Origin of the sequence: Paractinoplanes maris (assembly GCF_023544465.1) — a bacterium.
Lineage (GTDB): Bacteria > Actinomycetota > Actinomycetes > Mycobacteriales > Micromonosporaceae > Actinoplanes > Actinoplanes maris.
In genome coordinates, this window is the sequence record NZ_JALPVL010000009.1 from 275,325 (window position 1) to 300,112 (window position 24,788).

At 70.2% G+C, this 24,788-nt stretch carries 19 protein-coding genes, 1 pseudogene and 1 riboswitch; of the genes and pseudogenes, 8 read left to right on the plus strand and 12 right to left on the minus strand.

The genetic code is table 11. The features are described from left to right. Window positions 1–49: 49 nt before the first annotated feature. The 6 genes from glgX to NAG42_RS26670 all read right to left on the minus strand — a co-directional run bounded on the left by glgX (window position 50) and on the right by NAG42_RS26670 (window position 7,469). On the minus strand, window positions 50–2,155 hold the full coding sequence (gene glgX / locus NAG42_RS26645; RefSeq protein WP_250034195.1) for a glycogen debranching protein GlgX: 2,106 nt from the start codon (window positions 2,153–2,155) through the stop codon (window positions 50–52). Between the two features lie 84 nt (window positions 2,156–2,239). Further along, window positions 2,240–3,133: a DUF6910 family protein gene (locus NAG42_RS26650; protein WP_250034197.1), complete on the minus strand. Its 894-nt coding sequence runs from the start codon at window positions 3,131–3,133 to the stop codon at window positions 2,240–2,242. Window positions 3,134–3,140: 7 nt separating this feature from the next. Beyond that, on the minus strand, window positions 3,141–3,689 hold the full coding sequence (locus tag NAG42_RS26655; RefSeq protein WP_250034199.1) for a hypothetical protein: 549 nt from the start codon (window positions 3,687–3,689) through the stop codon (window positions 3,141–3,143). Window positions 3,690–3,876: 187 nt separating this feature from the next. Further along, window positions 3,877–4,914, minus strand: coding sequence for an SDR family oxidoreductase (locus NAG42_RS26660; RefSeq protein WP_250034200.1), 1,038 nt, complete (start codon window positions 4,912–4,914; stop codon window positions 3,877–3,879). A 30-nt stretch (window positions 4,915–4,944) separates the two neighbouring features. Beyond that, on the minus strand, window positions 4,945–5,304 hold the full coding sequence (locus NAG42_RS26665) for a nucleotide pyrophosphohydrolase (protein WP_250034202.1): 360 nt from the start codon (window positions 5,302–5,304) through the stop codon (window positions 4,945–4,947). A 194-nt stretch (window positions 5,305–5,498) separates the two neighbouring features. Then, window positions 5,499–7,469, minus strand: coding sequence for an MFS transporter (locus NAG42_RS26670; protein WP_250034204.1), 1,971 nt, complete (start codon window positions 7,467–7,469; stop codon window positions 5,499–5,501). A gap of 180 nt (window positions 7,470–7,649) precedes the next feature. Here NAG42_RS26670 and NAG42_RS26675 point away from each other — a divergent pair, with 180 nt between their 5' ends. The 5 genes and pseudogenes from NAG42_RS26675 to NAG42_RS26695 all read left to right on the plus strand — a co-directional run bounded on the left by NAG42_RS26675 (window position 7,650) and on the right by NAG42_RS26695 (window position 10,816). Next, entirely contained in the window at window positions 7,650–8,081 is a 432-nt protein-coding gene (locus tag NAG42_RS26675) for a universal stress protein (protein WP_250034206.1), read from the plus strand. 57 nt (window positions 8,082–8,138) lie between these two features. Further along, window positions 8,139–8,420: pseudogene (locus NAG42_RS45550) on the plus strand (hypothetical protein); the annotation flags it as partial. Between the two features lie 98 nt (window positions 8,421–8,518). Then, on the plus strand, window positions 8,519–8,578 hold the full coding sequence (locus tag NAG42_RS26685) for a hypothetical protein (RefSeq protein ID WP_250034545.1): 60 nt from the start codon (window positions 8,519–8,521) through the stop codon (window positions 8,576–8,578). Between the two features lie 658 nt (window positions 8,579–9,236). Further along, complete coding sequence (locus NAG42_RS26690) at window positions 9,237–10,478, plus strand: PP2C family protein-serine/threonine phosphatase (protein ID WP_250034208.1); 1,242 nt, start codon at window positions 9,237–9,239, stop codon at window positions 10,476–10,478. After that, window positions 10,475–10,816 (plus strand): STAS domain-containing protein, encoded by a 342-nt coding sequence (locus NAG42_RS26695; protein ID WP_250034216.1) that lies wholly within the window; start codon window positions 10,475–10,477, stop codon window positions 10,814–10,816. The genes NAG42_RS26690 and NAG42_RS26695 overlap by 4 nt, the downstream gene beginning before the upstream one ends. A gap of 776 nt (window positions 10,817–11,592) precedes the next feature. On the opposite strand, the gene NAG42_RS26700 is transcribed toward NAG42_RS26695, so the two are convergent. Further along, window positions 11,593–12,828, minus strand: coding sequence for a serpin family protein (locus tag NAG42_RS26700; protein ID WP_250034218.1), 1,236 nt, complete (start codon window positions 12,826–12,828; stop codon window positions 11,593–11,595). A gap of 129 nt (window positions 12,829–12,957) precedes the next feature. Next, window positions 12,958–13,133: riboswitch (cyclic di-AMP (ydaO/yuaA leader) on the plus strand. A 2-nt stretch (window positions 13,134–13,135) separates the two neighbouring features. Here NAG42_RS26700 and NAG42_RS26705 point away from each other — a divergent pair. Beyond that, entirely contained in the window at window positions 13,136–13,741 is a 606-nt protein-coding gene (locus NAG42_RS26705; RefSeq protein ID WP_250034219.1) for a LysM peptidoglycan-binding domain-containing protein, read from the plus strand. Window positions 13,742–13,794: 53 nt separating this feature from the next. On the opposite strand, the gene NAG42_RS26710 is transcribed toward NAG42_RS26705, so the two are convergent. Further along, complete coding sequence (locus NAG42_RS26710; protein ID WP_250034221.1) at window positions 13,795–15,219, minus strand: WGR domain-containing protein; 1,425 nt, start codon at window positions 15,217–15,219, stop codon at window positions 13,795–13,797. Window positions 15,220–15,368: 149 nt separating this feature from the next. On the opposite strand from NAG42_RS26710, the gene NAG42_RS26715 reads away from it, so the two are divergent. After that, a complete protein-coding gene (locus tag NAG42_RS26715) occupies window positions 15,369–16,964 on the plus strand; it encodes an RICIN domain-containing protein (protein ID WP_250034222.1) in 1,596 nt (531 codons plus the stop codon). An 11-nt stretch (window positions 16,965–16,975) separates the two neighbouring features. Here the strand turns inward: NAG42_RS26715 and NAG42_RS26720 are convergent, their stop codons facing one another. Both NAG42_RS26720 and pepN read right to left on the minus strand, forming a co-directional pair. Further along, window positions 16,976–17,839, minus strand: coding sequence for a sulfotransferase domain-containing protein (locus tag NAG42_RS26720; RefSeq protein ID WP_250034224.1), 864 nt, complete (start codon window positions 17,837–17,839; stop codon window positions 16,976–16,978). 301 nt (window positions 17,840–18,140) lie between these two features. Then, the gene (pepN, locus tag NAG42_RS26725; protein WP_250034225.1) at window positions 18,141–20,561 is read right to left on the minus strand and encodes an aminopeptidase N; all 2,421 of its coding nucleotides are present in this window, start codon (window positions 20,559–20,561) and stop codon (window positions 18,141–18,143) included. 208 nt (window positions 20,562–20,769) lie between these two features. Here pepN and NAG42_RS26730 point away from each other — a divergent pair, with 208 nt between their 5' ends. Then, window positions 20,770–22,506 carry an MDR family MFS transporter gene (locus tag NAG42_RS26730; protein ID WP_250034227.1) on the plus strand — a complete coding sequence of 579 codons (1,737 nt, stop codon included), beginning with the start codon at window positions 20,770–20,772 and terminating at the stop codon, window positions 22,504–22,506. A 37-nt stretch (window positions 22,507–22,543) separates the two neighbouring features. Here the strand turns inward: NAG42_RS26730 and NAG42_RS26735 are convergent, their stop codons facing one another. Continuing rightward, window positions 22,544–23,326 carry an NADPH-dependent F420 reductase gene (locus NAG42_RS26735; protein WP_250034229.1) on the minus strand — a complete coding sequence of 261 codons (783 nt, stop codon included), beginning with the start codon at window positions 23,324–23,326 and terminating at the stop codon, window positions 22,544–22,546. Next, entirely contained in the window at window positions 23,323–24,777 is a 1,455-nt protein-coding gene (locus tag NAG42_RS26740; RefSeq protein ID WP_250034231.1) for an MFS transporter, read from the minus strand. Before NAG42_RS26740 ends, NAG42_RS26735 begins: the two co-directional genes overlap by 4 nt. Window positions 24,778–24,788 lie beyond the last annotated feature (11 nt).

A 24,788-nucleotide genomic window follows, 5' to 3' on the forward strand; every position in this document is an offset into this window, starting at 1 on the left:
GCCGCGGGGGCGGCATGCCCGCAGGCAGTGCCGCCCCCGGTGAGCCTCGTCAGCCGATGCAGCGCAGCACGAGCATGGACCGGGAGGGCACCCGGAGGCCCTCCTCGGCCTTGACGTTGCTGCGCGTGGCCAGCAGCGGGTCGGCGGTGTCGATGGCCACCTCCCAGATGTGGCCGTAGGCCTGGTCGGGCAGGGTGAACTCGACCTCGTCGGGCGACGGGTTGAACAGGGTGAGGAACGAGTCGTCGACAATGGACTCGCCGAGCGCGTCCGACTCGGGGATGCCGTGCCCGTTGAGGAAGACGGCCACCGTCCGGGTGGCTTCGGGTGACCAGTCCCCGTCGCGCATCGGCGTGCCGTCCAGCCGCAGCCAGGCGATGTCGGGCAGGTTCGAGTCGCCCGCGGGCGCGCCGGTGAAGAAGCGGCGCCGGCGGAAGATCGGGTGGTCGGCCCGCAACCGGGTCAGCTGCCGGGTGAAGACCGTCTGCACGTCGTGGTTGCGGGCGTCGGCCCAGTCGATCCAGCTGATCTCGTTGTCCTGGGCGTACACGTTGTTGTTGCCGCCCTGGGTGCGGCCCAGTTCGTCGCCGTGCGCGATCATCGGCACGCCCTGTGAGAGCAGCAGGGTGGCCAGGAAGTTGCGCTTCTGCCGCTCGCGCAGGCCGATGATGTCCGAGTCGTCGGTCGGGCCCTCGGCTCCGCTGTTCCACGACCGGTTGTGGCTCTCGCCGTCGCGGTTGTCCTCGCCGTTGGCCTCGTTGTGCTTCTCGTTGTAGGAGACGAGGTCGTTGAGCGTGAACCCGTCGTGGGCGGTGACGAAGTTGATGGACGCGATCGGGCGGCGGCCGTCGATCTCGTACAGGTCGGAACTGCCCGCGAAGCGGGAGGCGAACTCACCCAGCGAGGCCGGCTCGCCGCGCCAGAAGTCCCGCACGCTGTCGCGGTATTTGCCGTTCCACTCGGTCCAGAGCGGCGGGAAGCCGCCGACCTGGTAACCGCCGTCGCCGACGTCCCACGGCTCGGCGATGAGCTTGACCTGCGAGACGACCGGGTCCTGATTGACCAGGTCGAAGAACGCGGCCAGCCGGTTGACCTCGTGGAAGTCGCGGGCCAGGGAGGCGGCCAGGTCGAACCGGAAGCCGTCGACGTGCATCTCGGTCACCCAGTAGCGCAGCGAGTCCATGATGAGCCGCAACGACTCGTGGTGCCGCACGTTCAGGCTGTTCCCGGTGCCGGTCGTGTCGTAGTAGTACTGCTTGTCCTCGTTGACGAGCCGGTAGTACGCCGGGTTGTCGATGCCCTTGAACGACAGCGTGGGCCCCATGTGGTTGCCCTCGGCGGTGTGGTTGTAGACCACGTCCAGGATGACCTCGATGCCCGCCGCGTGCAGCGCCTTGACCATCGACTTGAACTCCTGCACCTGGCCGCCGTCCCCGCCGAACGACGCGTAGTCGTTGTGCGGGGCGAAGAAGCCGATGGTGTTGTAGCCCCAGTAGTTGCGCAGCCCGCGCTCGACCAGGTTGCTGTCGTGCACGAACTGGTGCACCGGCATCAGCTCGACGGCGGTGACGCCCAGGTCCTTGAAGTGCTTGATCATCGCCGGGTGGGCCAGGCCCGAGTAGGTGCCCCGGACGTCCTCGGGGATCCTCGGGTTGCGCGCGGTCATCCCCTTGACGTGGGCCTCGTAGATCACCGTCTGGTGGAACGGGATGCGCAGCGGCCGGTCGTTGGCCCAGTCGAAGAACGGGTTGATGACCACCGACCGCATCGCGTACGGCGCGGAGTCGTCGTCGTTGTAGGCGTCCGGGTCGTCGAACCGGTACGAGAACAGCGCCTCGTTCCAGTCGTTGTGTCCCTCGATCGCCTTGGCGTACGGGTCGAGCAGGAGCTTGCTGGGGTTGCAGCGCAGACCGTTGGCCGGGTCGTAGGGGCCGTGCACCCGGTAGCCGTAGCGCTGCCCCGGCACGATCCGCGGCAGATAGCCGTGCCACACCATCGCCTCGCGCTCGGGCAGGTCGATGCGCGTTTCGGTGCCGTCCTCGTCGAACAGGCACAGCTCGACCCGCTCGGCGACCTCCGAGAACAGGGCGAAGTTCGTGCCGCCACCGTCGTAGGAGGCACCCAGCGGATACGGCGAACCAGGCCAGATCTTCATGGTGCGACTACTCGTCTCTCTCAGTGATGGAGAGAGAGCGTTTACCCACTTCCAGCCACCTCAGACTCCTCCCGAACGAGGCGCTCACCACTGCAGAGTGATTTTCAGCGCCCGAGATGGGACGAGCGCGTCATCCACGTCGACTACCGCCAGCAACCGCACCCCGTCCGAGGTCACGTCCCGGACGGCCAGGCCTTCCACCTTGGGTGCTGTGCCGTCGACGGCCGGAAGCTCGGCCACCGCCACGACTGCCTCGTCGTCGAGCAGGGCCAGCGCCGCGCCCACGACCGGCCCGTCGTCCACCGCGTTGGGCGTGTCCTCGGCGGCCGCGCTGACCAGCACCCTCCCGTCGGGCAGGGCCACCGCGTCGGTGACGGCCAGCGCCACGCCCCGCACGAAGCCGAGGTCGTAACGACGTACGCCGGAAACGCCGACCCGGTCGGCCGGGAACCCCGACACGGCGGCCAGCAGAGCGGGCAGCTCGACGTCGACCGAGGCGGTCGGCACCCCGGCCGCGGAGTTGCCCCGCTGGAACCACCGCATCCGGTCGCCCACGAGGCAGGCACCTTCGAGGTTGAGCAGGCCGACCGGAAGCCCCAACCGGGCCGCGACCAGGGCGTAGAGCGGGCTCAGATCGGCCCCTGCCGTCCCGTCGAGGGTGACCAGCGCCACCCGCATCCGCGCGGCCGTCGAGCCGGAGCCGAGCAGGAGGACGCCCCGGGACGGGATCGGGCACGCCGCTTCGAAGTCGGGCTTGAGGTGCTTGGTGCCGGCGGCCGAGCTGAACACCTCCAGACCCTCGACCGCCTCGACGACCCGCACCGGCGTGACCGAGCCGTCCCGCACCCAGGCGGCGTGGGTGGCATCGTCCTGGACGACCAGCCAGCCGTCCCCGAACGGCGCCACCGCCGAGGCCGCCCGCACCGGCGTGCCGTCGTCGAAGGTCAGCGTGGAGGCTTGCTCCACCCGCAATCGCATAGGCGCATCATCCACGACCGCGCCGGACAAGGGCCGCGACGCGCGGCGGGATCGGGCCGACGCCGGAGCGGCGGCCGGGGCGCAGCTGGGCGTGCACCTGGCCCGGGCCCGGTCCGTCGCGCTCGGCGAGGGCGTCGGCCACGGCGCCGGTGGTGAAGCCGTAAACGGCCTTGTGCAGCACGTCCACGACCAGCTCGCGGCGCGGCCAGGTCTGAGGTGGCGCGCCGGCGCCGGTCGCGTTCTCCAGGATCTGGTCGGTCGTCAGCCGCACGACCGTGAACATGCCCGAGGCGACCGGTCCGCGCAGCCCGGACTGGGCCATCACGCTCCGCACGATCCCGACCAGCGCGGCCTGCCCGTAGTGCATGGTCAGGTTGCGCCAGAGCGGCTGACGACCCGGCCGTTCCGGCAGCCCGATCAGCCGGCTCAGCACCCGCGCCGGCATATAGGAGTCGGGGCGCCCGGTGAACCGCTGTTCGACCTTCTCGGCGGCGGTCATCACCGCCGCTCCGGCCAGTCCGGCGATCATCCCCTGCCATACGGCTCGTGTCAGCATGGGCGGCGGCTACCCCCGTCACCGCCGGAGAAACGCGGCCGCCCGGCGCTTTTCAGGGCGCCGGGCGGGCCGGATGCGAGGTCGGTGCGCAGGTCGCCTGAAGGCGAGTGGCGCGACGCGGTTCCAGCCGGACGGTATTCCGCGAAGGCAATGGGTGAGGCCCTGGGACACTGGGCGCACCGACTACTCAGTCAACCGGCTGTGGGTGCACGGCATTCCCGTCGGTCACGCCCTCTTTCCGTACGGGATTAAGTCGCCGGACCGCCGCGGTCAGGAGCTCCGCCGGGCGGGGGCGGTGGCTGATGAGCTCGGTGAACGGGCTGCTCCGCAGCACCCGGCCCGGGAAAGTGCCCCAGATCCGGCCCGGGCCGTCGAGCGGCGCGTCGAGGTTGTCGACGCCGTTGTCAGGGCGGTCGGTGTGCTGGGAGCCCGCGCCCAGCCGGCGGATCGAGAGCACCGCGTCGGTGAGGGCGGGGGAGAGGCGCTGGGCGAGGGCGAAGGCCGCGGCGGCCCCACCGACCATGATCTCGCGGCGCGGGTGGGCGGCCGCGAACACGATGCTCCGGGCGACCACCTCGGGCGCGTAGACCGGCGGGGGCGGCTTGGCCATGCTGCCGAGCCGGCTGCGGGCGTGCTCGAAGAACGGCGTCGCGACCGAGGCGGGCAGGATCGAGGTGACCCCGATCGGCACTCCCTCCTGGGCCAGCTCCATCCGCAGGGTGTCGTAGAACCCCCGCAACGCGAACTTGCTGGCCACGTACGGTCCTTGGAGCGGGACGGCACGGGCGCCCTCGGCCGAGACGACGCCGATGATCGCGCCACCCCCGGCCCGGCGCAGAGCGGGCAGTGCGGCGTGCACCCCGTGCACCTGACCGAGGAAGTTGACCCGCATCACCCGCTCGAACTCCTCGTCGGTGATGTCCTCGACGCGGCCCCACACCCCGACGGCGGCGTTGTTGACCCAGGTGTCGATGCGGCCGAAGGTCTGCTCGGCCAGGTGCGCCAGCGCCCGCACCCGCGCCGGGTCGGCCACGTCGGTCGGCGCGGCGACCGCCTGCCCGCCGTCGGCGCGGATCTGCTCGACGAGCGTGTCCAGGGCCGCGGCCGACCGGGCGGCGCACACCACCTTGGCCCCGGCCGCGGCGAAGGCGAGCGCCGTGGCGCGCCCGATCCCACTGGAGGCCCCAGCGATGACAACAACCTGGTCCGACACGGGTTTGGCCATGCCGTCGCCACTACCCGGGGACGGACGCTTCTAACGGGGCTGCTTGGCCGCCGAGCCGCGGGCGGCCTCCACGGTGTAGCGGCGGGCCGAGTCGGCGAGCTTCTGCCGGGCGGCCTCGGCCAGGTCGAGGCCCAGCACGTCGGCCAGCCGGGTCAGATAGATCATCACGTCGCCGATCTCGGCCCGGACCCGCGGGCCCAGCTCGGGGTCGGCCATCACCTCGCGGGACTGCTCAGGGGTGAGCCATTGCAGCTCGGCCAGCAGTTCGCCGACCTCACCGGCCAGGGCCATGGCCAGGTTCTTGGGGGTGTGGAACTGCTCCCACTCCCGTTCGACGGCGAAGGCCCGCACCAGCTCGGTGAGTTCCCTGAGATCCCCGTCAGCCGCCATGACCAGGCAGCCTACGCGGCCCGCCGGGCCACCCGAATGGGATGCGGGTGCCCGGCGGGCCTGTGGGATGCGGGCGTCCGGCGGGCCTGCGGGTGCCCGGCCGGCCTGTGGAATTCGGGTGCCGGCGGGCCGTGGGATCCGGGTGCCCGGCCGGCCGGGCACCCGGATGCTCCGCGTGGCTGCCGCGGGCGGGATCAGCCGGCCGGTTCTGTGCCGGGCCGGTCGATCGCCGCCGGGCCGCCAGGCTGCTGGCCGCCAGGCTGCTGGCCGGCCGGTTGCTGGCCGGCGGGCTGCCGTCCGGCGGGCTGCTGGCCGGCCGAGAAGAGGCGTTCCTCGTCCAGGGCCGACGTCTGCACGACCAGGACGTCGCAGACGGCATTGCGGACCACGGCGGCCGGGACGGAGCCGAGCAGCTGGCCCTGGGAGGCGCCCAGGCCCCGGTTACCGACGACGATGAGGTTGGCCGGGTTGTTGCCGACCGTGTCGAGCAGCGCCTGCGCCGGGTCACCGCGGACCAGCAGCTGCTCGATGTAACGGGCGCGCTCGCGGGTCAGGCCGGTGACCGAACCGCTCAGGGCCTGCCGGGCCGGGCCGGCGCCGTAGAGGTCGCGGTGTACACCCTCGGCGGTGGCGGCCGGGGCGTCGTCTTCGTCGCGGTAGGCGGTGACGACCACCAGGCGGGCCTGGGCGGCTTGAGCGACCTCGGCTGCGCGATCCACCGCGTACAGGGAAGTGGCCGTGCCGTCGGAACCGACCACGACCCGGTCGTAGACGGTGATGCTGCGCCGGCCGCCCAGCGGGACGATCGGGGACTCGTCGGCCTCGGCGGGCGGGTTGACCCACAGCATCGCGATGGCCCCGATGCCCAGCAGGACGCCGGCCAGCGTGATCGCGTTGCTGCCCTTGCTGTCCAGCCAGTGCTCGAAGATCCAGCCGAAGGTGAGCGTCTGCACCAGCATCGGCACGACGATCATCATGTTCAGGATGCCCATGTAGACGCCGGTCCGCTTGGCCGGCACCATGCTGGCCACCATCAGGTACGGGATGCCGACGGCGCTGGCCCAGAAGATGCCGACGCCGATCATCGGCACCAGCGCGGTGTACTGGTTGTCGATGCGGGCCAGCCAGACCAGCGACAGCGCGGCCAGGCCGAGCGCGATGGCGTGCACCCGCTTGGCCCCAATGCGCTGCGCGAAGCCGACCAGGAACAGCGCCGAGACCATGGTGACGAAGTTGTAGGCGCCGTTCTCGAGGCCGCTCCAGCCGATCGCGTCGTCCCAGGCGGCGCCGCCCTGCTCGGGGTTGGCGCCGAACACCGTCTCGCCCAGGCTGACCGCCAGGAACTGCCAGTAGATGAACATGGCGTACCACTGGAACGCGAACACCACACCGATCTTGTGCATGGCCACCGGCATCGTGCGCACCGCGTCGGCGATCTCGCGCACCGCGGGTCCGAGGCCCTTGGGCGCGGCCTTCATCTCGGCCAGTTCCTCGTCCGACGGCTTGATCTCTTTCGTACGGGCCATGGCCGTGAGCACCGTGAGCAGGATGCACACCGTGCCGATCATGAAGCAGACGAACATCCAGTACGGGACCCCGTTGCCCGCCTCCTCCTGCAGCGCCGAGACCTTCTGGAGCGCGAACAGCGATACGTTGGCCAGCACCGCGCCGGCACCGGTGAACATGCTCTGGGTCAGGAAGCCCCGGGCGAGCTGTGATTTGGGCAGCCGGTCGGAGATGAAGGCCCGGTAGGGCTCCATCGAGGTGTTGTTGCCCGCGTCCAGCAGCCAGAAGCAGATGACGCCGAGCCAGAGCACGCCGACGAACGGGAACAGGAACAGGATGACCGCGCAGAGCAGCGCGCCGGCGACGATGAAGGGCCGTCGCCGCCCCCACCGGGGATGCCAGGTGCTGTCGCTGATCGCGCCGATCAACGGCTGGATGATCAGGCCGGTGACCGGGCCGGCCAGGTTGAGGATGGGCAGCTGCTCGGGGCTGGCGCCGATCAGCAGGAAGAGCGGGTTCACCGCGGACTGGGTCAGGCCGAAGCTGAACTGGACCCCGAAGAAGCCGAGGTTCATCAGCAGCAGAGCCCGGCCGGTCATCAGTGGCTTGTGCTCGGCCCCGGATTCCGTCGTGACGGTGTCCGATGTGGTCGTGGTCATGGCGCCGACCTCCCGGTTCTCACTGGAGGTGATCTAGATCACACACTCCGTCACCGACGCTAAACCGATCCGCCAGGCCTCGCAACCAGAGATGTCGATACGCGCATCTGCCTGCGGTTTCCCCGATGGGCGTTGATTAGGCCGGGCCGGCGTCCTGTAATCAGCAACGGAGGTGACGCCATGAGCGGATGGACGACCATCGTGGTCGGCGTCGACGGGTCACCCGGCAGCCGCAAGGCTTTGACCTGGGCGGCGGCCGAGGCCGCGGATCACGGTGCCGAGCTGCTCGTGCTCAACGTCTGGGAACACACCCTGCTGCCGCCGGCCGGCAGCGTGAGCGTGTCCGAGCGGATGGTGCCCGAGCCGAGCCAGACCACGACTGAGGAGCTGCTCCAGGTGATCAAGGAGGAGCTCGGCGAGAGCCCGCCGGTGCCGGTCAAGGCTCACGTACGGCAGGGCCGGCCGGCCAAGGTGCTGATCGACGAGTCCGGGGGTGCCGACCTGCTGGTGGTCGGGCATCGCGGTCACGGCGGCTTCTCCGGGCTGGTGCTCGGCTCGGTCAGCCAGCACGTCGCCGCGTACGCGAAGTGTCCGGTCACCGTCGTGCGGTGAAGGCCGGTCCACAGCAGCAAGAAGGGAACCGTCCGCTACACGCGCACCTACGACGGCCTGCGCGTCGCGGGCGGTGACCTGGTCATCCGGACGAAGACCGACGGCACGTACGCCGGGGGCCTCGGCCGGTCTGATCAGGCCGCTCAGCCTGGGCACCGAGCCGTCGTTCACCGACGCCGACAACCAGTGCGGCAGCGGGGCCGCCACCGACCGGCAGTCGGCCGCGGTCGACGCGCACTTCGGGCCGCGGTCACCTTCGACTACTTCCGGGACGTGCACGGCCGCAACGGCATCTTCGGCGACGGGCGCGGTGTGCCGTCGCGAGTGCACTACGGGAGCAGCTATGTGAACGCGTTCGGGGACGGCGCCCAGATGACCTACGGCGACGGCACGGGCACCTGGCCGCCAAGACCGCGAATGGCACCTGGACCCTGCGGGTGCAGGACGCCGCCTCAGCCGGCACCGGCACCGTGACCGGCTGGACGCTCTCCCTGTAAGCCCGCCGGCGGCGACCGCTCGCCGGTGGCTGTGCCTCCGGCCGCGGTGGCCGCATGCGGGTGGCGGTGGCTCGGGCCGTGGTGGCTGCTTGATGGTGGCTGTGCCTCAGCCGTGGCGGCTGCGTGCGGGTGGCTGTGCCTCGGGCCGTGGTGGCTGTGACGGCTGCTGTGGCGCCGGTGGGGTGCCTGCCTCTCGGGTTGGTGTGACCCATACCGCGGTGTTCGTCCTTCGGGCGGGCACCGCGGTCGGCGGTCCAGGAGGTGGTGCCCGGCTCAGGCAGGCGGGCCGTCGCCCCTCATGGGAATCGTCTGGCGGCTCCGGCGTGCTGATTCCCGGCTTGGTCGGCCAGTCGTCGGGTATGGAGATGCCCGGTGACTGTGGGTGCTCGTGGTGCGCTCGTCATTGCGTACGGGAAAGGTTTGGGTGGCTGTGGGTGCTGATCTCGGCTTGGCCGGCCCGTTATCGCGTACGGGAAGGCCTGGTCGCTGTGGGTGCTGATCCTCGGCTTGGCGGGCCCGTCATCGCGTGCGGGACAGGCCTGGTGGCTATGGGGCTGACTTCTGATTCGGCCGGCCTGTCGCTGCGTACGGGAAACGGCTCGTGGGGGTGGATCGCGGCCTGGCTGGTCCGGGGTGGTTGCGGGATTAGGGTGAGTTCATGGATCGAGCGACCGACCTGCGTTGGTTCGACGCGATGCGGGAGTTTCTGGCCGGGTCCCATCTGTGGCGCCCCGAAGGAGTCGCCCCGGCGCTGGACGAGGTGATGGCGAGGCTGGGGCTGCGGACCCGGATCTGGGTCATCAACTACGAGCAGACGTCGCTGACCCCGCTGCCGCAGGCGGGTCCGGCGCCGGACGCCCTGCCGGTGGAGGGAACTCTGGCCGGTCGCGTGTTCACCCGCGTCCGGTCGGCGCCCGCCGGCGACGAGGCGGCCCGGCGATGGTGGTTCCCGATGCTGGACGGCACCGACCGGCTCGGGGTGCTCGAGATCGTGGCTGACGCGGACGTTGACACCCGGGAGGCCGGGTTCCGGGAGCGGTGCGAGCTGTTCGCCGGGCTGGTCGGGCACCTCGTGGCCAGCACCAATGAGCGCGGGGACCAGCTGGAACGAGCCGGCCGGTCGCAGCCGATGTCGACGGCGGCCGAACTGTTGTGGTCGATGCTGCCGCCGCTCACCGTCAGCTTCGACCGGGCTGTGCTCAGCGCGATCCTGCAACCCTGCTACGACGTGGGCGGCGACGGCTTCGACTACGCCGTCGACGACGAGGTCATGCGCCTGGTGGTGCTCGACGCGGCCGGACGCGGGCTGGAGGCCGGGCTGACGTGCGCGGTCGCACTGGCCGCGATGCGGGCGACCCGGCGGGCCGGCGGCGGGCTCATCGACCAGGCGCGGGCGGTCGACACGGCGCTGACCGAGCAGTTCCGCGACAGCCGCTTCGCCACCGCCGTGCTGGCCGAGTTGCACCTCGACACCGGGCGGGTGCGCTACATCAACGCCGGGCATCCGGCACCGATCGTGCTCCGCGGCGGCCGCGCGGTGCGCGAGCTCGGGGGCGGGCGCCGCCTGCCGCTGGGTCTGGGTGACCCGGGAGCCGAGGTGGGGGAGGAGACGTTCGAGCCGGACGATCGGCTGTTGCTCTACACCGACGGCGTGACCGAGGCGCGGACGCCGTCGGGCGACCGATTCGGTGTCGAGCGCATGGTCGACCTGGTGGAACGCAACGCGGCGGCCGGTCTCCCCGCACCCGAGACACTGCGCCGGCTGGCCCAAGCGGTGCTGCGGCACCAGGGCGGCCCATCCACCGACGACGCGACACTCCTGCTGGTGGAGTGGTCGTCGGCCGCTGCGTTGAATACAGTGCCGACGGCAGCGCAGCCGGACGGAGACGAGGCGCCATGACGGAACAGCTGACAGTGACCGCGAGTAACCCGGACGGCCGGGTGACCGTGCTCACCGTGAGTGGCGAGCTCGACCGTGACAGCGTGCACGAGCTCGAGCAGGCAGGTGAGGCGGCGCTGAGGTCCGGGGCCGAGCGCCTGGTGCTCGATCTGCACGGCCTGACATTCTGCGACTCCAGCGGCCTGCGCGTCTTCGTCCACCTGCACCGCCTGGCCGACTCCGAGGGCGCCTCCCTGCGCCTGGCCGGCGCCACCCCACCGGTCTCCGCCGTGATCGGGGTAGTCAACCTCGACCGCATGCTCACCCTGCACCCCACCGTCAACGACGCCCTGTCCTGACCGCACCACCTTTCTTCCCGGCCGCCGTCGGACTCCTCCCCACCCACCTCGCGGGCGCGGGAGCTTCTTTCAGTCCGTCTCGTGGGCCGCTGCGGTCCGCTTTGTCCGGGTCGGCTAGCTGCTCAGCGGGGCCGGCGAGGTGGCCCAACTCGGCGCCGGTGAGGGAGCTGGCCCAACCCGGTACGCGTCGGGGGAGTAAGCCCAGCTCGGCGCGGGTGAGCGAGCTGGCTGAACTCGGCAGTGGTCGGGAAGTAGGCCCAGCTTGGCGCGGGTGAGGGAGTGGGCTCAGCTCGGCGCGGGTGAGGCAGCGGGCGCAACTCGGCGGGGTTAGGGAGCTGGCTCTACTCGGCGCGGGTCAGGGAGTCGGCCCAGCTCGGCGTGGGTCGGGGGAGTGGGCCCAGCTCGGCGCGGGTGAGGGAGCGGGCTCAGCTCGGCGCGGGTGAGGCAGCGGGCGCAACTCGGCGGGGTTAGGGAGCTGGCTCTACTCGGCGCGGGTCAGGGAGTCGGCCCAGCTCGGCGTGGGTCGAGGGAGTGGGCCCAGCTCGGCGTGGGCCGGGGGAGTGGGCCCAGCTCGGCGTGGGTCGGGGAAGAGGGCCCAGCTCGGCGTGGGTCGGGGGAGTGGGCCCAGCTCGGCGTGCCAGGGAGTGGGCGCAGCGCGGCGGAGGTCGGCGCGGGTCGGGGAGTGGGCCTAACTCGGCGGGGTCAGGGGGCTGGCCCTGCTCGGCGCAGGTCAGGGAGTCGGGCCGGCTCGGCGATGGTCTGGGATTGGGCCGTCTTCAGCGTGGGTCGGTGACGCGGCCGAGGAACAGGATGGTGCCGGTGTCGCGGTCGGAGATTGTGAACAGGAACGGGCGGTCGACCCGGAAGTCCATGGGGTTCGCCAGGGCCGACGTGGTCATCACGCCGCCCGTGACGGCGGCGGCCTCCGTGCCTCGTTCGTCGACCTTGATGTACGTCTTGTGGACGACCGAGCTCAACGCCGGGGCGGCCGGGGACATCGGGCGGAAGTCGGCACGCTCCGGTTGGAACGCGGTGGGCATGCCGAGGCGTTCCAGCGGTTCGTTCAGCTCGGCCGACCAGCGCAGCTCGAAACGGGGCAGGGCCAGCTCGTCGATCTTTGTGGGGACGAGGCTGTCGACGGCGGCGTGCCACTCGGTGGCGTCGATGTCGCCTGTCGCGCCCGGCTCGGGCAGGACGATCTCCATGCCGAAGCGGCCGTCCTCGCCGTAGGGCAGGCGGACCATCCGGTAGCCGTCACGCTGCGTATGAAGAAAGCTCTCCCCGGTGAGGTGCATCGTCGGCACGTCGACCGGGCCGCCCGGCGTGGTGAACGGCGCCGGACGGGTGTCGTCCTCGTCGAAGCTGGTCGTCCACTCGCCGAGGAAGTAGACCGTGTTGAGCAGCACCAGGACGGCCTGCGGGTCGGGCAGCCCGAGTTCAGCGGCGATCTTGTCGATGCGGCCGTTCGTGTTCTCGCCGACCCAGTCGTCGATCGCCCGGGCCGCCTCGGCCGAACCGAGGTCGGCCTCCTTCAGGGTCGCGCCGAAGGTGCGGCGGACGAAGCTCACGTAGTCGTCCTCGAGCGGCCCGTCGCTGTAGAGCGCGTTCGCCACGGACAGGGTGACGTCCTCGGTGTCGGCGAGCTTCCGCAGGAGCGCGCCGACCCGGGGATCGCCGCCCTCGCGCAGACCCAGAACGTCGGCCATCTCGGCCGCCGTGTCCCCATCGGCGCCGGCCGAGATCATCGCGAGCAGCACCGCCACCGAAAGCGGCGACGTGATCACGTTAGGTCCGGTTTCAACAGCTTTGTCGCGAGGTGAGGCAAGATCGTCGAGGAGGTCGAAGGCGAAGTCGTCGACGGCCCTCGCCGCCGCCGTGGCGTCGGCCGGAACAAGGGCGGCGACCAGGTCGGCGTCGATGCGGGAAGCGTCGCCGGGCGGGGTCCGGCCGCCGCAGGCGGCGGTCATCAGCAAGCCGCTGACCAGGCCGGCAGCGATTAGGAGGCGGATCACATTCCTCCGACTCCGGCCGATCTTCGATGGTTCCTTCGTCGCTGAGAGCATTTTCACCTTTGGGGCCTCAGGCTTGGCCGCACGGGGGCGACCGTGGTTACCGTCGGCCGGTCCGCGTTCGTGGACGCCCCGGGCGGAACGCCGAATCCTGCCGCCGCCCGGCGGGACCCAACCCAAGGCACGGAGCGGGGGAACCACATGTTCCTCGGCGCGCTGATGCGCGCCTCGGGGTGAAGCCGCCACGCGCGGCCGGGCACCTCAGCCCGAACCCGACAGCTCACCTCGCAGGCGTGGAGGTAGCACTCTCATGGCATTTGCACAGAAGACCCGGATCGCTCTCGGTCTGACCGCGGCCGGTGTCGCCGGCGCAGTGGGCCTGCTGGGCCCGGCCTCCCCGGCCGAGGCGGCAGTGAACTGGGACGCGATCGCCCAGTGCGAGTCCAGCGGCAACTGGAGCATCAACACCGGCAACGGCTATTACGGCGGCCTGCAGTTCAGCCGCAGCACGTGGAAGGCCTACGGCGGCACGAAATACGCCTCGACCGCCGACAAGGCGTCCCGCGCCGAGCAGATCAAGATCGCCGAGAAGGTGCTGAAGGGCCAGGGCATCGGTGCCTGGCCGACCTGCGGCAAGAAGGCCGGCTCGACCAAGTCCTACAAGGCGAAGAACACCAGCGGCGCCAAGTCGGTCACCAAGTCGTCGGCGAAGAAGGCGACCACGAAGAAGGCGACCACGAAGGCGTCCTCGGTCAAGGCCACCGGCAAGCACTACGTCGTCCGCTCCGGCGACACCCTGGCCAAGATCGCCGCCAAGAACCACGTCAAGGGCGGCTGGAAGACCCTCTACCAGCTCAACAAGAGCACGCTCGACAACCCGAACGTGATCTACCCCGGGCAGCGCCTCGCGCTCTGACCGGCCCCGTCCAGGCCCGGCCGAACCGGCCGGGCCTGGACGCCCACGTCCCGTCACAGCAGGCGCCGGACGTCGCCGTAGGCGCGATAGAAGCCGCCCCGGCTCGCCTCGCGAACACCGGTCACCACATAGCGGCTGCCGCGCTCGCGGATCCCCTTGGGGAACTGCACCTGCCAGTCGCCGTGGTAACCCGACGACACAACCCGGATGCGCAGCCGCCCGGCCTCCTCGACGCACTCGACGACCACGCCACCGGCGACGTCGTGGACAACCTCGACCGTCGTCGACGGCACGACCGCGGGCATGCGCGGCGGCGCTTTCACGTCGATCGGCTCGGGGATCGTGCCACCGACCGCCGAGCGGATCGCCGCCTCGCCGGCGTCGATGCAGGCCAGGGAGCCGTCGGTGGTGACGATGTAGAGGCTCTCGTCGCGATACTGCATCGAATAAGCCGAGCCGCACCCCGTGGCCAGTTTCCACAGCCGGGTGCCGTCCACATCGAAGCAGTAGATCGACGAGCTGCTGTCACCGGCGAACACGTAACGGCCGTCCTCGGCGGTGGCACAGGAGAAGACCTGCGCGTCACAGGAATACGTCTGGCGGTGTGACCCGTCCTTGCCGAGCTCGACCACCTGCCGCCGCGCGGTGCCGGCGTAGAGGGTGTCGCTTTCCTGCCACCCGAACAGCACCGGGCCGGTCCTCGTGTTCCACAGCTCGCGTCCCGTCCGCCAGTCGTAACTGGTGACACCGTTGGAGTGACCGTGGTGCACGGCGTCGGTGTCGCACCGCACCATCCAGGCCGAGAACCCGTGACCCTGACGGCGCCACAGGAACTCGTCCTCGTGATCGAGCGCGGCGATGCCCCCACCGGAATCCGAGACCCCGAGCACGCCGTCGTGGATGTCGAGCCAGTAGATGTCGATGTCGGGCGCGATGCGGTAGGCCAGCCGGGGCACCTTGCCCGACAGGTCGTACACATTGCCGTCGTCGCAGCCCGCATAGATCCAGCCGTCATCGGCGACCAGGCACTTCACCCCGTCGGGCAGCCGGAACTGCTGGACCACCTCGGCGTCGTGGCTCAGCGTGGTGATCAGCCCGCTCTCGTTGCCGACCATGCACACGTCGCCGTCGACGAAGATGCCGAACGCGGGGGAGCCGGATTTGTAGCGCCAGAGCATCGGGGCCCGGGTGCTGGCCGTCGAGCGGGTGCTGACGATCTGGCGGCGCGAGATCGAGCGTCTCTCCCGGCCACCGGGCACCGCGGGCGCGTAACCCTTGCGGACCTTCTCCCCGATCTTCTTGGCGGCCTCGGTCTTCGCCTTGTCGGTGGTGGTGAACGAGGACTGCTTGACCTGGCCACGGTCGCCGATGCGTCCATAGCGGACGGTCACGTCGGTGCCGTCGACCGTCACCTCGTAGAACTTGTGGGCGCTGCCGGAGTCTTCGGAGAGCTCGAGGTAAGTCGTGTCGGCCGGCATCCGTGCCACCATCCCCTTCAGAGGCGATTCGATGGCGCCGAAGGTAGCGGGGGCCTACGACATTTTTCCCCAAGCTCGGTTGACACCTTCTGGGAGCGGTCCCACACTCATGGACACCTATCTATGTGAACGATAACAAAGGAGCGGCGATGTCCCGACGACGATGGACCGCGGCCCTGGCCGTCACCGTGCTCGCCACGACCGGCGCTCTCGTCGGCCTCACCCGGGCCGAGGCGGCGACGGTCAGCACCTCCGCCTGGTATGTGCTGGTCAACCGCAACAGCGGCAAGGCGATGGACGTCTTCGACCTGGCCACCAACGCCGGCGCCGGCATCGCTCAGTTCACCCGCAACGACGGCAACTGGCAACAGTGGCAGTTCGTCGACGCCGGCGGCGGCTATTACAAGATCAAGAGTCGGCACAGCGGATTGCTCCTCGAGTTGCCCAACGCCACCGACGGCACCCAGCTCATCCAGAACACCGACAACGGCACGACCCGCCAGCAGTTCACCCTCAAGGACTCGGCCGGCGGATACGTCCGGCTCCTCAACCGGCACAGCGGCAAGGCCGTGGAAACCTGGGAATGGTCCACCGCCGACGGCGGGATCGTCGCGCAGTACGGCGATCTGGACGGCGCCAATCAGCAATGGCAGATGGTGCAGGCCGGCACCGGCGGCGGCTCCGCGAGCGGATGCGGATCGGGCACCTTCCAATCCGAGGTGACCGCCAGCGGAAGCACGTGGACGGCGCGCAATGCGTCCGGTGCGAGCGTTTACAGTGGCACCGATTTCCGTGCTGCCGTGCAGGCCGGCATCGGCAGCCTCACTTCCGGCCGGGCGTCCATGCAGCGAGTCGTGGTGCGGGGCAACGGATCGATGGCCGCGGGCAGCCGGATCTCGCTGGCGTCGTACACGTCGTTGTCGGTCTGCGGCACGATCAATGTGACCGGATCGGGAAGCGGTGACTACGCGCCCATTTACGCGCGCGGGGTCAGCAACATCGAAGTGCCCTATCTGAACGTCACCGGCACACCGATCTACGGCATCTTCCTGCGCAACGTCACCAGCGTCTGGCTCGGTCAGATCGACATGCGCCTCAGCGCCGGCCTGGGCGTGCGAATCGACAATCGCGGCGACACCAGCCAGTGGACCCGCAACGTCAAAGTCGACACCGTGTACGTGTCCGGAGCCTCCTCGCACGCGATGGAGACATACGGCGTGGACGGCCTCACGGTCGGCACGGTGACCGCCCGCAACGTCGGCGAGTCGGGTCTGCTGCTCAATCAGACCATCAACGCCACGGTCGGCACCGTCGACGCCGAGAACGCGGGCGCCGGAACGGGTTATGCGGCTTTCCGGATGGCCAACCGCAACGGCCGGGTCGGCAACGCCTACCCCAGCAACATCAGGGTCGGAACGGTGAAGGCCCGCGGCGGCGGCCGGGGCGTCTTCTGTGTCTCGGAGAGCGGCGGCGCCACCATCGACCGCGTCGACATCGCGGGCGCCGGCAACAATTCCGTGCTGATCGAGAACTGCTACAACGTCGTCGTCGCCGGCGTCTCGGGCACGATCAGCGGCGGGGGAGAGGTCCGCATCGCCGCCCGCTCGGATTTTCCGCCCTCATCCGGCATCCGTTTCCAGAACCTGTCGGTCTCCGGCACAAATGTCACCTGGAGCCCGTGCACGGGAAGCAACAACACGATCAGCAACGTGACTCGCACCAATTCCACCCTCACCTGGTGCTGATGGAGGCTGCGTTACTTCTCCTGGTAGGACGGATAGCCCAGACGCTCGACCAGGTTGCCGGTGGCCTTGGTGAAGGCCTCGTAGATGTCGTCGTCGAAATGGTTCTGCCAGTCGCCGGCCTGGCCCTTGCGGTAGTGGGAGACCGCGGCGGTGCCCTGGCGCTCGTTCATCTTGGCGAAGCTGTATTTGTCGAGCGTCTGGGCCAGCTCGGCCGGGGGCAGGTGGATGCCGCAGTGCTTCAGCAACTGCTCCATCTCGTCGGCCTGGCCCTCGCCGGTGAGGTCTTCATACCGCACGAGTCGCACCTCGTCCGACGGCGGCACGTCGATCCACGACCGGAGCACGTTGAACCGGCCCTTCTTGGCCAGGTCGTCGATCAGCCAGAGCAGGCCCTCCTTGCGCGGCAATTCGAGCAGCATCCGGCGCTGCTCGAGCACGTCGCCCATCGGCCCGTGCGAGTTGCGCGTCGAGAAGTAACTCGAGACCACCATGTCGCGCGGGTCGCGCATGACGAAGAAGGCTCGGTATTTCTCGGGTTTCGCCATTTTGTCGAACCGGGCCCGCGGGATGAACATCGACAGCCCGATGCGGCCGCGCGGGACGACGTGCGGGTGCTTCCAGCCGTAGAAGCGCGGGTCGTAGGTCAGCAGGCCGGAGTGGCGGTAGACGACGGGATCGCTGAACACCGCCTTGATCCACTGGCTGGCGGTCTTGCGGACGGCGCAGTGGTAGACGTTCTGGAACTCGCTGCGCGTGGTGACGGGCACGGTGACCCGCAGCCGGGCGTTGTAGGCCTCGAGCATGGTGCGGCGGGCCAGCACGCGCACCGATTCCGGAGCGTTCTGCTTGGCGAACATGACAGCGCTGTTGAACATCGTCCGATCCCGTGTCCTTTACCTGCGAAATCGCGGGAGACGCTTTACGACAGTTGGAGTTTTGCGTTCGCCTGGTCAAGGCAGCCACGAGACGCACCGACCGGGGGATGAGGAAATGATCTTGCGTCGCGGCGTGTGCACGGACTTTACAACAAATCCGATCAACATCGTGAGATTGCCGGCTGGGAGGTTCCTGAGTGTGCCGGTGACGCCATAGGGGATAAATCGACGCTGAGGACGGCGTGCAGGCCCGCCACGTGCACGGGGAAGGCCGGCCCCGTGCACGTTCGTCGTCCGGCGGTCAGCCCCGGGCGCGGATCATCCGGCGTAGCTGGTCGGCGTGTTCCAGGACGGTCTGGCGGATCACCGGGGCGGCACCGGCCACCGCCTTCTCAGCCTCGGCCGGGAAGTCGGCGGTGGTCGCCACCCGGGGCAGCAGGCGGCCGGAATAGACCATCGACGGGATCATCCCGCCCCGGGTGAAGCCGGGCAGCAGGGCCAGGTACTTCTCGCCGTACGGGGAAAGGATGTCGTCCTGGCCGGGGCGCCAGAAAGCGCCGGCGACCACGCCCATCGAGCCGATCGGCACCGACCGGTCGACGGCCAGCGCCTGCCACACCGCGGCCTTCTCCCCGGCGTCGGGCCGGGCCGCGCGCACCGCCAGGGCCCGGAACGTCGCGTCCGGATCGGGGTCGTGCTCGAGCAGGTCGCGCACCTCGGCGTCGGTCTCGCCGCCCAGTTCGGCCGCGCGGAGCAGACAGCGCCAGCGCAGGTCGGTGTCGGCGTCCGGCGCCTCCCGCAGGCGCTCCACGGCCTCGAGATCGGGTGCCGAGCGGGCCATCCCGCGCAGCGCGACCTGGCGGCGGCCCGGCTGCTCGGCCAGCCGCGCGCACGTCGCGTAGACCTGAGCCAGCAGCGCCGGACGCTCGTTGTCGCCGGCCCAGAACTCCGCGGCGTCGCCCGCCCGGCGCAGATAGGGCTCGATCACCGTGTCCGACGTCTCGACCGCCAGCACCGAGGTCAGACAGCGCACGGCCTCGGCCGGAGTCGCCTCGCCGTTGGTCAGCATGTCCCACACCGTGGCCACCGCGACGCCGCGCGACACGGCTGACGGCAGCGAACCGGCGTCGTTGATCAGGGTCTCGCGGTCGGCCGCCGAGGGCCGGGTCGTGGCGAATGTGAGGTCGTCGTCGTTGACCAGATAGAGGCCGGCGCCGGCGGGCAGCGGCACCGCGGTCTCGGGCCCCTGCACGTCCACGCGCGCCAGTCCGGTGCGGGTCAGACCCTCAGGCCCCTTCTCGTACGCCCCGACCGCGAGCACCTGCGGCCGCGGGGGACCGGCCGGGCCGCGCCCGGTCAGCGTCAGCCCGGCGAGCGTGAACCGGTCGACGCCCGCGGTCTCGAGCCACCCGGCCCGCCACGCGTTCAGGTCACGGCCCGACGTCTCGGCCAGGGCGTCGATCAGATCCTGCAGGGTGGTGTTGCCCCACGCGTGCCGGGCGAAGTAGGTCTTCATCCCGGCGACGAACTGCTCCTCACCCACGTACGTCATCAGTTGCCGCAGCACGGCGGCGCCCTTGGGATAGGTGATCGAGTCGAAGATGGACGCGGCCTCGGCCACATCGGGCACCGGCTGGCGGATCGGGTGCGACACCGGACCCTGGTCGGCCAGGTACGCCGTGAGCTTGTCGGCGGCGAGCATCCCGACCCAGGCATCGGTGTAGCGGGTGGCCCGGGAGGCTGCCCAGTAGCACGCGAACTCGGCGAACGCCTCGTTCAGCCACAGATCGTCCCACCAGCGCATCGTCACGAAATTGCCGAACCACATGTGGGCCATCTCGTGCAGCAGCACCAGGGCCAGCGTCTCCTGCTCGGCCGGGGTCGGCTCGGCGCGCTCGAGGAACGAGTCCTCCCAGGTCACGCAGCCCCAGTTCTCCATCGCGCCGCCCAAGTCGGGCATGAACACCTGGTCGTACTTGCGCTGCGGGAACGAGAAGCCGAAGACGTCGCCGAAAAACGCCAGCCCCTGCGCGGTGACCTCGAAGATGTGGTCGGCGTCGCGGTCGAGAAGCGGGGCCAGCGAGCGCCGGCAGAACAGGCCGAGGTCGTGCCCACCGGCCTCGCGCCGCACCTCGTGCAGCGGGCCCGCGTTGACGACGGTGTTGTAGGTGGCCAGCGCGGGCGTGTCGGGGAAGGCCCAGCGACGTACGCCGGAAAGGTTGTCGATCCGGGGGTCGCCGCAGTTGGAGGTCACCGTCCAGGCCTCGGGCGCGGTCACGGTGAAGGCGTGCGGCACCTTGAAGTCGGGCTGGTCGAAGCAGGCGAACAGATAGCGTGCCTCGTCGGGCTCGAAGGTGGTCCAGACATACACCTCACCGTCGGTCAGATCGACGGATTTGTGCACCGCCGGGCCGTCCGTGGTGTCGGCCTGAACCGTCTCGACGCGCAGCGTGTTGTGCTCGGCCAGCGCCGGCAGCGGAATGCGCCCGTCGACGGCCGGCGGCAGCTCCTCGCCGTTGAGGGTCGCGGAGACGACCGGAGCCACACAGTCGACGAAGGACGACGCCCCCGGCTCGCGGCAGCCGAAGGTGATGGTCGAGACGCAGACCACGGCGGAGCCGGTGGGCAGGTCGGTGAGGTCGATCGAGATGTCGTAGCGCTCCACGGCGAGGAGCGCCGCTCGCTGCTCGGCCTCGACCTGGGTAAGACTCCGAGGGCTCATCCGCCCGATCGTAGGGGTCCCGCTCCCGGTTCGCGCCCCGGATATTCGCCGGCGTAGCTCAGAGCGCTTCCCGTACGGGGGGTGACACTGACCCCCAGCCGGCCCGCGGCCGGCATGGCGGAACGGTAAGCGGTTCGTGACAGCCGTCGCACGTGACGGTCGTCCCTCTTTCCGGGAGGAAAGGCGATCCGGGGGTAGATGCTGAGGCATGAGCGCCGTCACCGCACCCACCAGCCCGCCCGGGCTCACGCATCGCCAGGTGCTGCAGGTCCTCGGGGGCCTGCTGCTCGGCCTGTTCCTGGCCGCCCTCGACCAGACCATCGTCGCCTCCGCGATCCGGACGATCGGCGACGACCTGCACGGGCTCAGCGCACAAGCGTGGGTCACCACCGCCTACCTGATCACCGCGACGATCTCGACGCCGCTCTACGGCAAGCTGTCCGACATCTACGGCCGCAAGAAGTTCTTCCTGGCCGCGATCGCCATCTTCGTGGTCGGCTCGGCGGCCAGCTCGTTCGCCACGTCGATGTATCAGCTGGCCGGCTTCCGGGCCTTCCAGGGCTTGGGCGCGGGCGGTCTGTTCTCGCTGGCGCTGGCCATCATCGGCGACATCGTGCCGCCCCGCGAGCGGGCCCGCTATCAGGGCTACTTCCTCGCGGTGTTCGGCACGTCGAGCGTGATCGGCCCGGTCGTCGGCGGGTTCTTCGCGGGCGCGCCGAGCATCCTCGGGATCACCGGCTGGCGCTGGGTGTTCCTGGTGAACGTGCCGATCGGGATCCTGGCCCTGATCGTGGTGGCCAAGGTGCTGCGCATCGACCAGGTGCGGCGCGCGCATCGCATCGACTGGTGGGGGGCGGTGGCCCTGGTCGTCGGGCTGGTGCCGCTGCTGACGGTGGCCGAGCAGGGCCGGGAGTGGGGCTGGGGCTCGGCGCGGGCGCTCATCGCGTACGGGCTCGGGATCTTCGGTCTGGCCCTGTTCGTGTGGGCCGAGCGGCGGATGGGTGAGGACGCGCTGATCCCGTTGCGCTTCTTCAAGAACCGCACGTTCGGGCTCACCGCGATCGGCGGCTTCATCGTCGGCATGGGGATGTTCGGCGGGCTGGCCGTGCTGCCGCTCTACCTGCAGATCGTCCGGGGTGCGTCGCCGACCGAATCCGGCCTGCAACTGCTGCCGCTGACGGCCGGCCTGATGATCGGCTCGGTGGTCGCCGGTCAGATGATCAGTCGCACCGGCCGCTACAAGATCTTCCCGGTTCTGGGCGCGTTGCTGTCCGCGGTCGGGCTCTTCCTGCTGCACACGGTCGGCGTGTCGACGGCCTTCTGGCGTACGGGGATCTTCATGGCCGTCCTCGGGCTGGGGCTCGGCCTGATCCTGCAGCCCATCACGCTGGCCGTGCAGAACGCGATGTCACCACGGGAGATCGGCGTGGCTACGTCGTCGGCCACATTCTTCCGCCAGATGGGCGCGACGGCGGGCACGGCGCTGTTCCTGTCGCTGCTGTTCTCCACGGTGGGCGGCAACATCACGACCGCCTTCCGGACCGCCGGGCCGGCGTTCCAGCAGGCCGTCAACGATCCGGCGGTGGCCGCCGACCCGGCCAACCAGCCGGTGATCGAGGCGTTGCGGGGCGGCGGACTGGACTCGTCGGCCGTCAACGACACGTCGTTCCTCAGCCACGTGAACGCCGCCCTGGCCTACCCGTTCAAGGCCGGCTTCTCCACCTCGATGGACATGATCTTCCTGGTCGCCTCAATGATCATGGTTGTCGGGCTGCTCGTCTTCCTGTTCCTGCCGGAGATCCCGCTGCGCACCAAGGCGGGCGCGGCGGCGCTGGAAGAAGAGGCCGCCGCGGAGAAGAAGTCGCCGCCGCCGGCCGCTGCCGCCTCGAGCACTGACCCGCACACTCCGGAGGTCGCGGCCGCGGACCGGTCGACGCCGCCGTAACCCGATTGGCACGCACCCGCCTGTGGACAACCGAAAGCTACCCGTAGATGAGTCGGTTGACCCGGACCAGGAAGTCCTCACCGAGCTCGCTGGTGGGGTCGCCCATCAGCTCGGCGATGACGTGCATCGCCAGGTCCCGGCGCTTCGGGGAGCGTTCGGCGACGGCCGCGCCGAGTGCGCCGGGCATCTCCTCGGCGGTGCGGTCGGTGCAGTAGACCGGGCTGCCTGGCTGCTGGCGCCACGAGTCGGTGATGGTGCCCGCGTCGAAGCCCTCGAAGCCCGTCTGCTCGACCAGCGACATGCCCAGGGCCCGGTCGTCGTCATCGTCGGCGGCGACGGGGATCGCGATCCGGCCGGGGGTACCGCTCGGGCCGGCGTGGGCGGCGAAGGACTGTGCCGTGATGGCGTTCCACGCTTTGACGACGTGGCGACCGAGGTGCTCCTCGACCCAGCGGCTCTCCACCTGCCCGCGATCGAGGGCCGCGATGTGCCCGTCGCGGGCCGGGTAGTAGTTCGAGGTGTCGATGACGACGGCGTCGACCGGCAGGTCGATCAGCAACGGCTTGAGGCCGGGCACCCGGATGAGGGGGACCGAGGTGATGAGGACGTCCACGTCCGCGGCGACCTCGCCCGCCGGCACCGCCCGGGCGCCGGTGGCGAGGACCTCGGCGGGGATCGTCTCAGGCCCGCGAGAGTTCGCGATCTTGACCTGGTGGCCGTGGGCGCTCAGCCGCAGGCCCAGCAAGCCACCGATGCTGCCGGCCCCCATGATGCCGATTTTCATGATCTCCTCCTGCGAGATGTGCTGTGTTTCGTTCATGTGCGTGTCCGACGGACGAAGAAGGCGCCCACCAGCACGAGCAGGCCGATGACCCAGGCGGTCAGGAAGGCGGCGTGTCCGGCCGACGTGGCCTGGGGCATGCTGAGCACGCCGGCGTCCCGGGCACCGGAGCCGACGGTGTAGGCGGAGATGAAGACCGCACCGAAAGCGGCACCGGCGAGCTGCTGCGCGGCGGCGAAGGCCGAGGCGCCGTGCGGGTACAGCTGGGGGCGCAGGCCGCCCATCGCACTCGTCGTGAGGGTCGCCCACATCGCGGCCTGCGCGCTGGTGAACACCAGCCACGCGACGATCAGCGTGACCACGCTCGTGCTCTCGTCCACCCGGCTCAGGAACCACAGGACGGCCAGCCAGACGACCGCAGCGGGGATCATCAACGGGCGTGGGCCGAAGCGGTCGTACACCCGGCCACTCGCAGCGGCCACGATCGAGATCGCCGCCCCGCCCGGGATCAGGAAGAGGCCGAGCTGCAGGGTGCTGAGGCCGGTGACGTTGGTCAGCACCAGCGGGAGCACGACCAGCAGGCCGATCCCGTTGCCCGCGACGAAGAGCATCACCAGCAGCGGCGCCGTGAACGACCTCCGGAGGAAGATCCGCAGGTCCAGGAACGCGTTGTCGCGACGCTGCAGGGGAATCTGCCGCAGGACGAACGCCAGCAGGCCGGCCAGACCCACCGCGACCGGCAGGTACGGCGAGATCGGGGTGTGCCCGGAGGACGCCTCGCCGATCAGGGAGAGTCCGTAGACCAAGCCTCCGAACCCGAGCGCGGACAGCAGCAGCGACGGCACGTCCAGAGCCACCGGCTCGGGGGTGGTGGTGTTGGGCAGCTTCCACGCGCCCAGGGCCAGGGCCGCGATGGCGATCGGCAGCATCAGGATGAACAGCCAGCGCCAGCTCAGTGTGGACAGCACGAGACCGGACAACGCCGGCCCGACCGCCGGCGCCACGGCCGGGACGGCCGTCGTGATCGCCATCATCCGGCCCCGGCGACCGACCGGGACCAAGCGCATCGTCGTGGTCATCAACAGGGGCAGGAAGACGGCGGTGCCGAACGCCTGAATGACCCGGCCGGCCACCAGGACACCGAACGCCGGCGCGATCGCGGCGAGCGTCGTCCCGACGATGAACAGTGACAGCGCGACCAGGAAGACCGTTCGCAGGTGGAAGCGCCGCATCACGAAACTGCTGGCCGGGATCAGCACTGCCATGGTCAGCAGGAAGCCGGTCGTGACCCACTGCCCGGTGCTCGGGGTGACCCCGAAGTCCTCGATCAGCGTCGGGAGCGCGACTCCCAGGAGCAACTCGTTGAGGAAGACGATGAACGTCGAGACGATCAGGATCCCGATGACCAGGGCGACGCCCGGCGGGAGCCGATCGCCGGAGTGGACCGTCGGTGCCGGCGCGGCGACGTCGAATTCCGATGAGGTGCTCATGGGCGTGCTCG

Bases quoted from the DNA above. Each gene is read 5' to 3' on its own strand.
- glgX (WP_250034195.1), bottom strand. From the start codon at position 2,155: ATGAAGATCTGGCCTGGTTCGCCGTATCCGCTGGGTGCCTCCTACGAC.
- NAG42_RS26650 (WP_250034197.1), bottom strand. From the start codon at position 3,133: ATGCGATTGCGGGTGGAGCAAGCCTCCACGCTGACCTTCGACGACGGC.
- NAG42_RS26655 (WP_250034199.1), bottom strand. From the start codon at position 3,689: ATGCTGACACGAGCCGTATGGCAGGGGATGATCGCCGGACTGGCCGGA.
- NAG42_RS26660 (WP_250034200.1), bottom strand. From the start codon at position 4,914: ATGGCCAAACCCGTGTCGGACCAGGTTGTTGTCATCGCTGGGGCCTCC.
- NAG42_RS26665 (WP_250034202.1), bottom strand. From the start codon at position 5,304: ATGGCGGCTGACGGGGATCTCAGGGAACTCACCGAGCTGGTGCGGGCC.
- NAG42_RS26670 (WP_250034204.1), bottom strand. From the start codon at position 7,469: ATGACCACGACCACATCGGACACCGTCACGACGGAATCCGGGGCCGAG.
- NAG42_RS26675 (WP_250034206.1), top strand. From the start codon at position 7,650: ATGAGCGGATGGACGACCATCGTGGTCGGCGTCGACGGGTCACCCGGC.
- NAG42_RS26690 (WP_250034208.1), top strand. From the start codon at position 9,237: ATGGATCGAGCGACCGACCTGCGTTGGTTCGACGCGATGCGGGAGTTT.
- NAG42_RS26695 (WP_250034216.1), top strand. From the start codon at position 10,475: ATGACGGAACAGCTGACAGTGACCGCGAGTAACCCGGACGGCCGGGTG.
- NAG42_RS26705 (WP_250034219.1), top strand. From the start codon at position 13,136: ATGGCATTTGCACAGAAGACCCGGATCGCTCTCGGTCTGACCGCGGCC.
- NAG42_RS26710 (WP_250034221.1), bottom strand. From the start codon at position 15,219: ATGCCGGCCGACACGACTTACCTCGAGCTCTCCGAAGACTCCGGCAGC.
- NAG42_RS26715 (WP_250034222.1), top strand. From the start codon at position 15,369: ATGTCCCGACGACGATGGACCGCGGCCCTGGCCGTCACCGTGCTCGCC.
- NAG42_RS26720 (WP_250034224.1), bottom strand. From the start codon at position 17,839: ATGTTCAACAGCGCTGTCATGTTCGCCAAGCAGAACGCTCCGGAATCG.
- pepN (WP_250034225.1), bottom strand. From the start codon at position 20,561: ATGAGCCCTCGGAGTCTTACCCAGGTCGAGGCCGAGCAGCGAGCGGCG.
- NAG42_RS26730 (WP_250034227.1), top strand. From the start codon at position 20,770: ATGAGCGCCGTCACCGCACCCACCAGCCCGCCCGGGCTCACGCATCGC.
- NAG42_RS26735 (WP_250034229.1), bottom strand. From the start codon at position 23,326: ATGAACGAAACACAGCACATCTCGCAGGAGGAGATCATGAAAATCGGC.
- NAG42_RS26740 (WP_250034231.1), bottom strand. From the start codon at position 24,777: ATGAGCACCTCATCGGAATTCGACGTCGCCGCGCCGGCACCGACGGTC.